Origin of the sequence: uncultured Halovibrio sp. (assembly GCF_913056445.1) — a bacterium.
In the GTDB taxonomy this organism is placed as follows: Bacteria; Pseudomonadota; Gammaproteobacteria; order Pseudomonadales; family Oleiphilaceae; genus Halospina; species Halospina utahensis_B.
Genome location: NZ_CAJXMA010000008.1, coordinates 43,382 through 56,531, shown reverse-complemented (window position 1 = coordinate 56,531; position 13,150 = coordinate 43,382). Strand labels below are relative to the sequence as shown.

The 13,150-nt window shown below is 61.2% G+C and carries 12 protein-coding genes; 3 read left to right on the top strand and 9 right to left on the bottom strand.

Going from position 1 to position 13,150, the window contains the following annotated elements:
- On the bottom strand, positions 1-407 hold a 407-nt coding region (locus tag QZ501_RS03505), incomplete at its 3' end, for a glycosyltransferase family A protein (RefSeq protein ID WP_295717191.1).
- A gap of 223 nt (positions 408-630) precedes the next feature.
- Here QZ501_RS03505 and QZ501_RS03500 point away from each other — a divergent pair.
- Complete coding sequence (locus tag QZ501_RS03500) at positions 631-1,785, top strand: glycosyltransferase (protein WP_295717189.1); 1,155 nt, start codon at positions 631-633, stop codon at positions 1,783-1,785.
- Here QZ501_RS03500 and QZ501_RS03495 read toward each other — a convergent pair.
- The 3 genes from QZ501_RS03495 to QZ501_RS03485 are packed head-to-tail and all read right to left on the bottom strand — an operon-like array spanning position 1,694 to position 4,478.
- A complete protein-coding gene (locus QZ501_RS03495) occupies positions 1,694-2,782 on the bottom strand; it encodes a CDP-glycerol glycerophosphotransferase family protein (RefSeq protein ID WP_295717187.1) in 1,089 nt (362 codons plus the stop codon). The genes QZ501_RS03500 and QZ501_RS03495 overlap by 92 nt on opposite strands.
- Entirely contained in the window at positions 2,782-3,750 is a 969-nt protein-coding gene (locus QZ501_RS03490; protein WP_295717185.1) for a glycosyl transferase family 90, read from the bottom strand. Before QZ501_RS03490 ends, QZ501_RS03495 begins: the two co-directional genes overlap by 1 nt.
- Entirely contained in the window at positions 3,747-4,478 is a 732-nt protein-coding gene (locus QZ501_RS03485) for a 3-deoxy-D-manno-octulosonic acid kinase (RefSeq protein WP_295717184.1), read from the bottom strand. The genes QZ501_RS03490 and QZ501_RS03485 overlap by 4 nt, the downstream gene beginning before the upstream one ends.
- Before the next feature lie 179 nt (positions 4,479-4,657).
- Here QZ501_RS03485 and QZ501_RS03480 point away from each other — a divergent pair, with 179 nt between their 5' ends.
- Positions 4,658-5,725 carry a glycosyltransferase family 9 protein gene (locus QZ501_RS03480; protein WP_160898366.1) on the top strand — a complete coding sequence of 356 codons (1,068 nt, stop codon included), beginning with the start codon at positions 4,658-4,660 and terminating at the stop codon, positions 5,723-5,725.
- Positions 5,726-5,732: 7 nt separating this feature from the next.
- Here QZ501_RS03480 and QZ501_RS03475 read toward each other — a convergent pair whose 3' ends face one another.
- Positions 5,733-6,131, bottom strand: coding sequence for a DUF6165 family protein (locus tag QZ501_RS03475; protein ID WP_160898365.1), 399 nt, complete (start codon positions 6,129-6,131; stop codon positions 5,733-5,735).
- A gap of 49 nt (positions 6,132-6,180) precedes the next feature.
- Entirely contained in the window at positions 6,181-6,741 is a 561-nt protein-coding gene (locus QZ501_RS03470; protein WP_295717180.1) for a hypothetical protein, read from the bottom strand.
- A 168-nt stretch (positions 6,742-6,909) separates the two neighbouring features.
- Here QZ501_RS03470 and QZ501_RS03465 point away from each other — a divergent pair, with 168 nt between their 5' ends.
- On the top strand, positions 6,910-7,278 hold the full coding sequence (locus QZ501_RS03465; protein ID WP_295717179.1) for a hypothetical protein: 369 nt from the start codon (positions 6,910-6,912) through the stop codon (positions 7,276-7,278).
- Positions 7,279-7,284: 6 nt separating this feature from the next.
- Here the strand turns inward: QZ501_RS03465 and QZ501_RS03460 are convergent, their stop codons facing one another.
- From QZ501_RS03460 to xerC, 3 genes are read right to left on the bottom strand one after another with little or no spacing between them, the layout of a single operon-like run.
- Entirely contained in the window at positions 7,285-10,464 is a 3,180-nt protein-coding gene (locus tag QZ501_RS03460) for a transporter substrate-binding domain-containing protein (protein WP_295717178.1), read from the bottom strand.
- On the bottom strand, positions 10,464-12,179 hold the full coding sequence (locus QZ501_RS03455) for a GGDEF domain-containing protein (RefSeq protein WP_151440725.1): 1,716 nt from the start codon (positions 12,177-12,179) through the stop codon (positions 10,464-10,466). The genes QZ501_RS03460 and QZ501_RS03455 overlap by 1 nt, the downstream gene beginning before the upstream one ends.
- The gene (gene xerC / locus QZ501_RS03450; protein WP_295717175.1) at positions 12,172-13,149 is read right to left on the bottom strand and encodes a tyrosine recombinase XerC; all 978 of its coding nucleotides are present in this window, start codon (positions 13,147-13,149) and stop codon (positions 12,172-12,174) included. Before xerC ends, QZ501_RS03455 begins: the two co-directional genes overlap by 8 nt.
- Position 13,150: the final 1 nt, after the last annotated feature.

The following is a 13,150-nucleotide window of genomic DNA, read 5'->3' as shown; positions in this document are numbered from 1 at the left end:
CGAAACAGCAGATCGCAATCCGTGAACCAGACCCAGTCCGCTTCGGTGTTCAATGCTGCCCGGTTACGGCCTATACCACGCCGGAACAACTCTTCTTTTCGGTAGGGGACCCAGTTCCAAGTTACGTTGGGAACGTCCTGTTGCCCGAAGAAGTCCAGCAACCGTTGAGTCTGTTCATCCTCTGGGCAGTAGCAGACCGTCATGGTCACATGGAGCTTTGAGGGCGGGTACTGGACCAATGAACTCAGCTGGTACATCAGGAAATGCGCGTAGCGCCAACAATGGCTGACCACTTCCAGTTCCAGAAACCCGCTACGGGCAGCTCGCTTTTCAAAATCGGGAAGATTTGATTCAAACCAACGCGCAGGCACCCACCCCTTGGCCGCCAAGCGGTAAAACCAGAGCACGAAATACGCGTAGAAATCCTTGAATCTAGAACCCATAAGGGACCATTGGCCACTCGGAGAGCGATTTGACGAGGAAGGATGGTAGCATGCTGATTATCAATGCAACAGTTGACCTGCGGTTGAAGCCTCTGCTCCCTGTGATTCCAGAGGATCTACGATGGGCAATTTTCAAGGCAACTGAATGCTGTACAAACAATGATCAGACCCTTGCTCAGGAGGCAATGTGGCAGCCTTTTTCACTAAAAAATCCAGCCGAACGCAATTTGGTCTGGTTAACTGCATGAATAACCGCGGCCTCGGGACCGAGTCCCGTCTTTTGCGCGATTTCTTCCGGAATCATTTCCCCGACGTTGACTTCCAGATCTACGAAATTCCGGCAGGACGGCGAGGTAAAGATTTTGATAGCACATGGCACAATAAACGTTCATTCCGTAGATGGCTGAATGACAAGGATGTTGTCATGACCATCGAGCAGTTCATGCCCAACCTCTTCAACGCGTGCCGCGAGCGCGGGATACGCACCATATGGCGCCCCAACCACGAATGGATCCCCACTCAGCTCTCGCGAGATGACTTCAACCGCGTAGATATCATCATGACCCCCCAACATGCCTGCGCCGATTTCCTTGAACAGCATTTCGGGCTGAGCAATGTTGTCCGGAACCCCTGGATTACCGAACTCCCCATCCATAAAAAACAACCGTCAGCAGACAGGACCACATTCCTGTTTAATGCCGGTAGGGGGGGCCTGGGGGAGCGCCGTAACCCTCAGGTCGTTATCGATGCATTCAGCAAAGTCTTGGCAGCCAGGAATGACATCCACTTTACACTGAAAACCCAGACCGAACTCGACGTCTCTCCGCTAACCTCTTTCAGCGGGCGTAGCTTCTCCTACATCCGGAAAAACACCTCCTACCGGAAAAACCTTTCGTACTACCGATCAGCGGATTTTTCCCTCGCGCCTTCTAAGTGGGAAGGCGTTGGATTTGCCATCCTCGAAAGCCTCTACTCCGGCACTCCGGTACTCACAACGGATGCGCCCCCTATGAACGAATGGATTCAACATAAGGAAACCGGATATCTGGTACCAGTGTCCTACCCGGATGTGACACTTCCAATCCCTCACGACAGGGTGAACCTCGAGGGTGTGAACTGGGTAAAGGCAGCGCTCTGCAACGTGGATGATGTGGTCGACGGAATCCACTGGCTAGCGGACAACAGAACCCACTTTTACGAACGGTTCAATGCTGCCAACAGAGAGACGCTGACCCAACGGAAGGCGGATTTCATTGCCTGTTTTCGAGCGCTGATCGATAACGGGTTTCAGCCAGATCGCGCCGCAGCCGAAACCAGATACGCAACTTCCGCCAAAGATTGAGCGGCTTACGCCCAAACTTGTCACGCTCCTCCCGAAGGAACCAATCAACCGCCTCAAGCACCCGCTCACTCGAGCGCCCGTCCGTAAAGCTGTGCAGCTCCCGGCAATACGCGCGCATCGCGGAAACCAGTGATTCCGGCCGCTGCAGCGCTCTCTCCAGAGCAGGCTCAACCTCGGAAGCTTCCGCCACATCAATCAGCCACGGCCCCGGCATACGGGTATTGAGCGTCACCACCGGCCGGTCCAGGAACATGAACTCGAACATGATGGATGACGTGTCGCAGAGCATGACGTCCGCCTGCGGGAGATACGGAATCAGGTCCTCATCACTTTCGATGAAGGTCAGGTTCGGGCCCGCCAAGGCACGGTAGCGTACCACCCATTCCGGATCCATCTTGGGGTGCAGCGTGACCAGGAAATGCCAGCGGCCGGAATCGGCCATGCGGGCAATCTCGTCATACAGTGCCGGGGCGGCTGTTACGCTGCGGCTGAAGGTGGAGGCGAAGAATACGGTCGGTCTGTCGCTGCTCTCCGCGGGGCCCGAGCTCTCAGCCTCCTTCAGCAGCGGGTCCAGCTTGGGCCAGCCGGTATGAGCCACGGAGAAGAATCCCTTCTCCCGGGCCAGCTCCTGGAAACGTTCAGTGTCTCCCTCGGCATGGGTGCAGTACAGGTCGAACCAGCCGCGGATCCGGTAGTGGTCGCTCTCCGCCTCGGTCTCGTGGCCCCGCTTGTTTCGTGCCAGACCGTGGAACACCTCCACCTTGATGCCCGGAAAGAACCAGGGTACCCAGTCGCCCGGCACAAAGGTGGCAACAGCGCCGTACGCCATGACCTCCCGCACTGTCTCCAGCCTCAATTCGTCCTCGCTGAGGGGTGCCGCGCTGCAGCCGGCCACGAACCACGCGACCTCGTCCCCACGTGCACGAATGGCCTCCTGGAGGGGGCGCAGGATGGAGTAGGAATAGGGCTGATTCACGAAGAACAGGTAACGCGCCATCAGGCCTCGACCTTCTCGAAATAGCGCCTCATGACCAGCAGCGAGATCAGCCATTCGCGGCGTGTGTCCATGAAGCGGGCCACATGGGCCTGTGCGTTGCGGATGATGGCTTCGGCCGCCTCCGGATGGGCATTGTAGTAGCGGATCTGCTCTTCCAGATCCGAATGGTCATCCGCCAGACAGGCGTAGTGCACATCGGGTTCCAGCGCCCCTTCCATGAACCAGGTCTCGTAGCGCGGCCGCCGCATCAGGCACAGGGAGTTGGAAGCCAGGATCCATTTCAGGTTGGTCGCCACATCGTTCCCTTCAATGCTCACGATGTAGCGGTAATTCAGCTGTTCAGAGGCGGGCATGAAGCCCGTATGCCAGGGCTTGCCGATCGACTCCTCATGGTTGCAGCCGACATCACAGAGCGGGCTGTCATGATAGCGCTCGAGAAAGGCCTTCCGCTGCGGCTGGCTGCCCTTGCCCCGCCAGATGGCGATGGGCTCTTTCTCCCGGAACGACAGAGGGTCCGGTACCATGAAGTAATGGCGAACCTGGTTGAGCTTGAGCAGGACGGAGTTGGCGTTTTCGCCCGCTGACGCAACAGGGCGGCTTTTCACGAAGCTCGGGTATTCCGGCACCCAGGTTACATCCCCGAACTCATAGCGGAAGGGCCGGTCATCGGGAAGGCAACGGAGCAGGCGCTTGAAGTCCAGGTAGTAGGCGGAGCGCTGGCCCCGGCGTGAAAACTGCTGTGGCCGTATCGCCTCGGGGCCTGGATTGAACGGTGCTTCCAGCCGGTTGTACCAGGCCACCCGCGCATCCACCTCCGCCTTCGCTTCCGGCTCCAGCGCCGCGTATTCCTCCATCAGGCGCTGCCCGTGCCACAGCCAGTAGGAGCGGGGCACCACCAGGTCGAACAGTGCGGTGAGGTAATAGCCCAGCTTGTGCAGATTCCGTTCATACCGGGTCGTCAGCTTCATGGGTGACCCGCTCCTTCACTGTAGCCCGCAAGAACATGCTCCCAGGCTGTGTCCAGCCCCAGTGGCGAGTCAGTCCAGTCCAGCTTCAAAAGTGACCGGTGAAAGCGGTCCAGGTTGCCACGCTGCCAGCGTGCCCCCGTAATGCCGCGCGCCCGCTGTCGCCCCTTGTCGAAATCAATCACGTAGACCGAGCCATTAACCCAGAGGATATTGAAGGCGTTGAGATCCGCATGATCGATGCCCTCGTCATGAAACCTGCGGACGGTTCGGCCCACCGCTTCCCAGTGTTCCGCTGCCAGGGTACCGAGCACGGATGGCAATGGCTGGGCGGATTCCAGCCGCTCCACCAGGATCGCCGCCCGGTAGAATACCCCCGCCCGCGGCCAGAAAGCAGCAGCCACCGGCGCTGGAACAGGCAGCCCCCGTTCGACCATGCGCTGAAGCAGATCAAATTCCGCAAAGGCCCGGCTCTGGGCAACCCCGGTGCGGACATAGGCATCCCTGGAAAGATGGGCCATAAGCCCACCGCGCTGGTAGAACCGTAACACCAGTTCACCACCCGGCGCCGTCACGAACCAGGCACCACCCCGACCGCCCGCGTCCACCGGCCGTGCAGCGCTTCCCCAGGCATTGGGTCGGAACCAATCAGTGTTGAATGAAGGCGACCAGACGGCACTCACCCGTAAACGGGCACCATCATCGCCGAAAAAGTCTGAGGAATGGCTCATCGGGGCTGCTCTGATCGGATTCGCTCGCGTCGATTTCCTGCGGGAAATGGGACGTCACAGGCATACTGCGTTATGATATGCCTTCGTTGATGCAGATGGGTGATGGTGCGCCCGCTGCCTGCGGCATTCTAGCAAGCAACAATCAGACGACTCCAACCCGGGCCAGTCCGACCTAATCCATGCTGAATGATTCATCCGGCACATCCGTCAACTCCATCTGCATCCTCCGCCTTTCCGCGATCGGCGACGTCACGCATGTACTGCCGGTCATACACAGCCTGCAGAAACAGATGCCCGGCGTACGCATCACCTGGATCATCGGTAAGATGGAGGCGCGCCTGCTCGAGGGGCTGCCCGGTGTCGAGTTTATTGTATTCGACAAGAGCGCCGGTCTGCGTGGTTACATTGACCTCTGGCGTCAGCTGCGGGGCCGGCGGTTTGATGTACTGTTCCACATGCAGGTGGCACTGCGCGCCAATATTGCAGCCCTGCTTGTGCCAGCGAGCACCCGGGTTGGCTACGACCGCGAGCGCAGCAAGGACCTCCACGGCCTGTTCATCAACCAGCGTATCCCCAGAAGAAGCGGGCAGCACGTGCTTGACTGCCTGGCCAGCTTCCCTACGGCCCTGGGGCTCAAACCAGCGGAGCCCGAGTGGCACCTCCCGGTTGCCGAAACGGACAACGCATTTGCGGACCGTGTACTGGACCCTGCCCGCCCGAACCTGGTGATCAGCCCCGTTGCCAGCCATGAGCTCCGGAACTGGCCTACACAGCGGTATGCGGCGCTGGCGGATTACGCGGTACACCAGTACGGGGTGCGCATCATCCTGGTCGGTGGTCCTTCTGAACAGGACCGGCAGTACTGTCAGGCGATCGAAGAGGCAATGCAGGAAGAGGTGCTCAACCTCTGCGGGCAGGACACCCTGAAACAGCTCGCGGCCCTCATGGCCCGGGCGGATCTTGTCATTGCCCCGGATACCGGACCGGCGCATATCGCCAACGCCATGGGCACCGACGTTCTGGGGCTCTTTGCCAGCTCCAATCCATACCGCTCAGGTCCCTATAACTCAATTGAGTGGTGCGTTAACCGTTACCCACAGGCATTGGAGCGCTTTACCGGCAAGCGGGTCGAGAGCGCCCGCTGGGGTGCCAAGGCAGAGTTCAACGGCGCCATGGAACTGATAACCGTTGACGACGCCACCGCCATGCTTGACCACTGGATGGCCCGGCGCCGTCAGAGTGCCTGAGCCTCCATCAGCGGCTGTAATCGCGATAGGATTTCTCTTCCACGAAACGTGACCCCAGGGTGAGGTTGACCCGTTTCTTGAGCGCCGCGCGCTCGTCGTTGGTGAAATAGACCGAGCGGGCCAGCTCAATGAAGCGCTCACCGAAGCGCCCCGCAGCCTCCTCTTCCCGGATAGCGTCCTCAATCTCCCAGAGTTTCTCGTTGACCGCCTTCAGCTCCCGGCGCTCCGCAGCAACACGGTCAGGCTCCGTAATAGCCTCCTGCCAGTGCTGGCTCAATGCTTCGAGTTCCGTGTGCACGTGTTGGAGCTTGTCCGCATCCTCGATGCGCTCAGACTTGATCTCGAGGATGGTGATCTTATCCAGTACTTCACCAAAGGAAACCGGTATCCGGATCGTGTCAGTCATTGGCGTTCTGTCGCACCCCTGATGGCATGAAATCGAGCGCAGCAGTCTATCATCCGTTGCCCGCCTTTGGTTCATCAGCCAGTGACAGATGGGAAACATCCGGCGCCGGCGGCTCGGGCTTTTCCTCCTCAGCTCCAAGATCCTCGCCGGGCGGCGCTACTGACCATTCATCCAGGTGCTCGAAAACGGGTTCCGGTTCCTCCCGTGTGTCCCCCAGCCGCTCGCCCGGAGCGCCCAGGCTGAGATCCGAGCCGGCCAGAATGGAATCCACCTTCTCACCCGCCACCGGCAGGCGGTCACCCGGTTCCACGGCCACATCGCCGCCTGCAGGCGATGGGTCACGGCCCTCATCCGAGCGGGCTTGTGATTGCTCCACCGTCCCGGCCTGCTGCATGGGCTCAATATGCGCCACCAGCCCGTTCTTCTTCATGGCGGCCTGATACTTGTGCGCCGTGGCCTCATCAAGCCGGTTCCTGATCACCACGCGCTCACCGGAGAACATCTTCTCCAGCTGGGCATCATTGGCCTTGAACAGCCCCCTGGCCCGTTCCCGCGCCGACTGTTCGTCGAGGCCTGCTTCCCACTCCCCGCGAAACACCAGTTGATACATAGCGTTTGCCCGTCGTTTGCCTGCGTCTGTTTCACAGCATAGCGCACATGACGCCTGTGAGCCCTGTAGCAGAGCGAACGCTGGAATATTAAAAAGCTGTCAAACCGGCTGCATTATCCGGAACAGCCGAGGATAATACAGCCGTTACGTTCTGTTACGTTGAATGCGATGATGCTGCGAGTTTCAACAGGATACTGGCTCACCGTTCTGGCAACCACGCTGCTGCTCACCCCGGCTGCGACGGCTGGCGCCAGCGAGCGTCTCGAGGACCGCCTGGCCTCGACCCTGAAGCAGGTACATGCCAGCTATGAGGGCTACGAGCAGGCCACAGTCCCCGAGGATGGACACCCCAAGACCTATCTGCTTCTGGACTTTGAGGGCGACAACCTCAGCCGCCGCGAGCAGCGCCAGGAGCGTATCCATCACATCTGCAGCCGCATACTCACCAACCGGGACCTGGTGGAGGATCTGTCCCGGCGGGGCGTGCATATGGTGTCCGTCGCCTTCGACCGCCAATACCAGTACGACTGCCTCTGAACAGCCCTACTCCGGTTCCGGCAGAAAAGCCTCCCCCGCGAACTGTTCCAGCAGCTGCTGCACCCGGTCCAATTCGAAGCCGGCCACGGCCTCCGCCAGCTGGTCGGCAAAGGCCACCAGCTCCTCAACGCCCTGGTCCCGCGCCTGTGACTGCAGTTCTTCGGCAAACGCCTGGAGCGCCTCCGGGTCGCCGCTGTCGACCAGAGACGTGGCCTGCGGGATCAGGGAATAACGCAGCGCGCGCATCACCCGCTTCTGCTGCTCCTCGCTGAGGTCGCTCCAGGCTGTCAGATTCTCCGGCTCACTCCCCTCATCCGTCTGTTCCAGATCAATGCGTTCATGGGTGAGGTAATCCGCCAGCTCCCCGAGCAGAATCTCGCGGCTCACGGGTTTGTGCAGATAGCCATCAAATCCGGCCTCGCGGATGCGCGCGGCCTCGCTGGTCATGACCGAAGCAGTAAGCGCCACGATCGGGATATCACTGAGCTTGCGATCCTCGCCAAAGGCCCGAAGCGCCGCAAACCCGTCCATCTCAGGCATGCGGATATCCATCAGCACCAGGTCCGGACGGGAAGCACGCGCCTTCTCCAGCGCCTGAACACCATTCTCAGCCTCTTCAACCGCAAGCCCTTCGGGCTCAAGCACATCCCGCACCAGCTGGCGGTTCACCGGGTTGTCATCCACGATCAGGACCCGGCTGCAACTGAAGCGATAACGTACCGCCAGCGTCTCATCATTCACATCCGGTGCGGCCAGCGCTGTTTCCACATCACGCAGATGCACGCGGAAGGTCGTGCCCTCACCGGGCTGGCTGCGCACGCTGAGCTCACCGTTCATCATCTCGACCAGCTTGCGGCTGATCGCCAGTCCCAGACCGGTGCCGCCGTATAGTCGACTGCTCTGCCCGGCCTGCTGCTCAAAGGCCTCAAAGATCCGCTCCTGCTGCTCCTCGGGAATGCCGATGCCGGTGTCGACCACCTCGATGCACAGCTCGGGGGCCTCGCTCTCCTTCCAGGCCACACGCACCCGGACTTCACCATGGTCGGTGAACTTGATGGCATTACCCACCAGGTTGAACAGCACCTGACGCAGACGGGTCTCATCCAGAACCATCACCGGCGGCATGTTCTCGTCCATTTCAAAGACCAGTTCCAGCCCTTTCTCGCGCGCCCGGATCGTGAAGATATGGCGCACATCCTCCAGCAGCCGGCTGAGATCCAGTGGCCCGTACTCAAGCCGCATCTTGCCCGCCTCCACGCGCGACAGGTCCAGGATGTCGTTGATCAGCGTCAACAGACTGCGGCTGCCGGCCTTGATGGACTCCAGGTAGCCGCGCTGGCGCTCGTCGGTAATGGTGCGCTCAAGCAGTTCCGTGTAGCCGATGACCGCATTCATGGGGGTGCGGATCTCATGGGACATGTTGGCCAGGAACTCGCTCTTGGCGCGGTTCGCCTCCTCGGCCTGGTCCGCCAGGTCCTCGGCCCGCTGCTTGGCGTCGAGCAGTTCCTCCTCGCTGCGCTTCAGGGCCTGTTCGGAACGTACCCGTTCACCCACTTCCCGGGAGAGCTTGCGGTTCCAGTAGAAGAAAGCAGCCAGCACCAGCAGGGCGATGATCCCCACCCGACGGACCACGGTGTAGTCCGCCTGCTGTTCCACATCGAGTTTGATCCAGCGGTTGTAGACCTCATCCAGGGCCGAACGGTCAATGCGGCTCAGGGCCTTGCCCAGAATCCCCACCAGTTGCGGGTATTCCGCCTTTACGGCCAGCCTTAGATCGTACTGGAAAGGCGCGATGCTGGTAATCCGGAGATTATCCAGACCGAGACGGGAGACGTTGTAGCTGACACCAGGGATATGAGTGATCATCACATCCAGCTCGTTATTGGCCACACGGCGCAGCCCCTGCTTGATGGAGGTCACTTCCGTGATATCCAGAGCCGAGTGGTGTCGGTTGAGGTATTCTCCGGCGGCCATGCCCTGGACCACACCGACCCGATCACTGTCATCGAGCTCGGAGAGATCGCCCACAAAGCTGTGGTCATCACGCACCACGATGGCCACCGGCAGACTGAGATAACTGCGCGTGAACAGGTGCTCGTCCTGGCGATCCGGTGTGCGCGGAAGTGCGGGTACCACATCCACTGTCCCATCAGCGAGCATCGAATCCACCGTCTCGCCGGAGGGAACCGGCACCCGCTCAAACTCGTAATCAAGCTCCGCCTCGATCAGTGACAGAAGATCGGGAATCACGCCTTCCAGTTTGCTGTCGCCCCGGAACTCAACCGGGGGCCAACCGGTCCGCATGGCCACTTTCAGTTCCGGGTTATCCTTCAGCCACTGGCGTTCATTGGCAGTGAGCACCACCTCTTCCTCGGTGTCCCCGAAAATCTCCTCATGGCCGATCCAGGCCCCCTGGATATTGCGGTGCTCCAGGGTGGTCATCGAATCAATGGCCGCATCCAGAATGCCCCGCAACTTTCCTTCCTCGAAGGGGACGGCGTAGGACATGGGCAAGGGGCGCTCCTCCATGACCTGTACCCTCTGGATAACGCGCAGGTCGTTGTTCTCCAGATACTGATCCCCCACCGGAACGGGGGCGAGCAGTGCATCCGCTTCCTCACTGCGCAGCATGTCCATGGCCTCACTCAGCGTCAGCGCTGCCAGGGGCGTGAACGAGGGGATGCGGTCGAGGAGCTGGAATGGGTAACGGTCACCGTCCAGAAAGACCACGCGTTTGTCTTCCAGGCTGCCAAGCCGGCTGATGCTGGCGTTGTCCCGGCGGGCATAGATGCCGTAGCGCACCTGCATGTAGGGGCGGGTGAACCGGTACTTGCCGGTTGAGCGATTGGCGAAGCGCATGCTGATCGCGTCGATCTGGCCCTGGGCCAGCATGCGTTCAAGAAGCAGGGGGTTGCCGCCGACCATTTCCACACGGGTCCCCAGCTTGCGCTCAAGAAGCCGGGCATAGCCGGATTCGGTGCCCAGGACCCGACCAAATTCATTGCGGTAGGCCAGCGGCGGACGGCCCGAGGGAATGCCCAGGCGGATGCGTTCCTTGTCCTGCAGCCAGAGCTTCTGGTCCACACTGAGTTCGGGCAGGTTATCGGTCGCCGGGAACGGGATGGCCTGCCCCGCCACCGGGATGACCAGCGCCAGTAACGCCGCAAAAACCACCAGCAGCCGCATCAGCGCCCTCCTCCCGAGCGTTTGTCCTGCTCGGCAGCGGGAATGACGCGATTACGGCCCTGCTCCTTGGCGCGATACAGGGCACGGTCCGCCATATCCAGCAGCTGGTCCGGGCCATCAACCTCCATGAAGCCGGTCACGCCACCGGAGAAGGTCACCTCAACCCGTTCATGCCGGAAATGGAACGGCAGCGCCTGGATCCGTTCACGCAGCTTATCCAGCACGGTAACAGCGGTCTCCAGCGGCGTTGCCGGGAGCAGAATGATGAACTCCTCGCCACCGTAGCGCGCGATGTAGTCCGTCTCACGCAGGTTCTCCCGCAGGGAGCGGGCCAGAAGCTGCAGGACCTTGTCGCCGGCCAGGTGCCCGTAAGTATCGTTGATGCCCTTGAACCAGTCGATGTCGATGATGGCCAGACTCGTTGGCTCACGATAGCGGTGCCAGCGCCGGTATTCCTGGTCCAGTCGTTCCTCCAGCGCCTCACGGTTGGGCAGCTGGGTCAGCATATCGGTAGCCGCCCGTTCCCGCTCCTTTCTGAGTTCCTTCTGCACTTCCCGGGACTCGGCCTCCATGGCGGTCACCTTCTCCTGTAGATCCTGAACCTGTTCCCGCAGGGCCTGTTCCCGCTTCGTATCAGCCTCACGGTACTCCGTCAGTGTGGCATTGAGGCGATCCACGTGATCACGAACCGCCTGCTGCAGCCCGCTGAGTTCAGTCGCTCCCAGGGCACTGCTGCCCATCTCATCCAGTTCCTGGTCGATGCGCTGGTCGAACGCTTCGGACACTTCCTGCCAGTGACCGAAGTCCAGTGCCCCCGTCTCAAACTGGGTGCGCAACCGCACCAGCCGCTGGTCGAGACCCGCCAGGAACTGCTCAAACTCCCGTTGCCCCCGGCCCACGGCCGCCACAACAAGGTGCACGACCTCATCCAGAACCGCCTGGATCTGGCCCCAGTTTTCGCTTGCACGGACCCTTTCCAGAAGGATTTCAATCCGTTCCTGGGCCGGTTCCGGCAGTGTGATATGTTGCTGGATATGGCGCAGAAGCTGCAGAAGCCGGGCACAGAGGTTGCGGAACTGCTCATCGTCGGCCCGTGGCTCACCGCTGTCCAGATCGAGCCCGGCAGCCAGCTCACTGTCCTCCGGCTCGTCAGCGTTACTGTCCGGAGAGTCTGCTTCGGTCGCCTCTTCTTCCCTGACGTCAGCTCCGCCACCAAGAACCCGCTGCCAGAACGAGCCCCGCTTCTGTGCGTCCCCGGACTCGGAAAGAACCTGCTGCTGGAGTTCCGCCAGCTGCTCCAGAATCCCGGGTAGTGCGTTGAAGCGCCCAACAGTGTCTGCCGGCGTGCGCTCCAGCGCCCTGAGTCGACGGCGTTCATTGCGTCCCGCACGGGAACGCAGCGGATCGATCAGACCCTGCAGCGCTTGCTGGAGACGGCTGACAACCGCCTGACGTTCCTCATCGAAGCCGGAAACGTGCGTTTCCAGCGCATCCTGAAGGCGCCGGAGGGCGCCGGGATCAGGGTCGCCTTCACGGACCAGTTCCCGCAGCTCGCCAAGGAGCCGATCCAGTTCGCCGTCCTGCCCTTCGGCAACCAGCGAGACACGGACCAGAAGCCGCTGGAGACTGTTCTGGCGCTGCTGCCACTGCTTTTCATCCTGCTCATGCTGTTCCAGCGCGGCAAGGTATTTCTGCCGCCAGTCCTGGTCACTCATGCCGCCCCTGCTCCGTCCTGGCTCCGCGGTCACCGGCCTTGCGCCGCCGCGCACGCGGATGCGCGCTGTCGTACACCTGGGCCAGATGCTGGAAGTCCAGATGAGTATAGATCTGTGTGGTGGCTATATCCGAATGTCCCAACAACTCCTGTACGGCCCGCAGGTCGCCACTGGATTCCAGCATGTGACTGGCAAAGGAATGACGCATCAGATGCGGATGCAGGCCCTGGTCCGCGTGGCAGCGCTGCCCCCAGCGCCGCAGGCGGGCCTGTACCGTGCGGCGATGGATACGTTGCCCTCTGCGGCTGACGAATACCGCCGACTCACTGGCCAGCGCCAGTGCCGGGCGCTGTTCCAGCCAGCGGTCCAGCGCCGCCAGGGCAGCGCGGCCAATGGGAACGATGCGGGTTTTGCCACCCTTGCCGGTCACCCGGACGCTGGCATCACGGCGATCCACGTCGGCATCATTCAGTGCCACCAGCTCCGCCAGGCGCAGCCCTGAGGAATACATCAGCTCGATCATGGCCAGATCCCGCATCTCCAGAGGATCCTCCGGAGACTGTTCCAGCAGATGGTGCAGCTGGTCCACGTCCATCACGCCGGGCAGTGGGCGCTGGTTGCGCGGCGGGCGGATGTCGAGAGCGGGGTTGTCGGCTACCAGTCCTTCACGGATGAGGAACCCGTAGAACCGCCGGATGGCGGAAAGATGGCGCGCGATGGTGCGGCCGGAACGCCCCTCGCGGGCCAGGCCGGCGACATAGCGGCGGAGTTCGGCCTGGTTAAGAGCAACCAGGTCACGCTCCTGATTGTCGCACCACTGGCAGAGCCTGCGTAGATCCCGGCCGTAGTGCTCGCAGGTCCGCTGGGCACTGCGCTTCTCCGAGGCCATGTAGCGCAGAAAGCGTTGCACCGGCTGTGGCAGCCCCTCAGCCACCTGGATCCGTTCCGCGTACGCATCAGTGGACGCCATG

What these genes read in the sequence shown, in the direction of transcription:
- QZ501_RS03485 (WP_295717184.1), bottom strand. Translation starts at nt 4,478, where the DNA reads ATGAGCCATTCCTCAGACTTTTTCGGCGATGATGGTGCCCGTTTACGG.
- QZ501_RS03480 (WP_160898366.1), top strand. Translation starts at nt 4,658, where the DNA reads ATGCTGAATGATTCATCCGGCACATCCGTCAACTCCATCTGCATCCTC.
- QZ501_RS03470 (WP_295717180.1), bottom strand. Translation starts at nt 6,741, where the DNA reads ATGTATCAACTGGTGTTTCGCGGGGAGTGGGAAGCAGGCCTCGACGAA.
- QZ501_RS03460 (WP_295717178.1), bottom strand. Translation starts at nt 10,464, where the DNA reads ATGCGGCTGCTGGTGGTTTTTGCGGCGTTACTGGCGCTGGTCATCCCG.
- xerC (WP_295717175.1), bottom strand. Translation starts at nt 13,149, where the DNA reads ATGGCGTCCACTGATGCGTACGCGGAACGGATCCAGGTGGCTGAGGGG.
- QZ501_RS03455 (WP_151440725.1), bottom strand. Translation starts at nt 12,179, where the DNA reads ATGAGTGACCAGGACTGGCGGCAGAAATACCTTGCCGCGCTGGAACAG.
- QZ501_RS03465 (WP_295717179.1), top strand. Translation starts at nt 6,910, where the DNA reads ATGATGCTGCGAGTTTCAACAGGATACTGGCTCACCGTTCTGGCAACC.
- QZ501_RS03490 (WP_295717185.1), bottom strand. Translation starts at nt 3,750, where the DNA reads ATGAAGCTGACGACCCGGTATGAACGGAATCTGCACAAGCTGGGCTAT.
- QZ501_RS03495 (WP_295717187.1), bottom strand. Translation starts at nt 2,782, where the DNA reads ATGGCGCGTTACCTGTTCTTCGTGAATCAGCCCTATTCCTACTCCATC.
- QZ501_RS03475 (WP_160898365.1), bottom strand. Translation starts at nt 6,131, where the DNA reads ATGACTGACACGATCCGGATACCGGTTTCCTTTGGTGAAGTACTGGAT.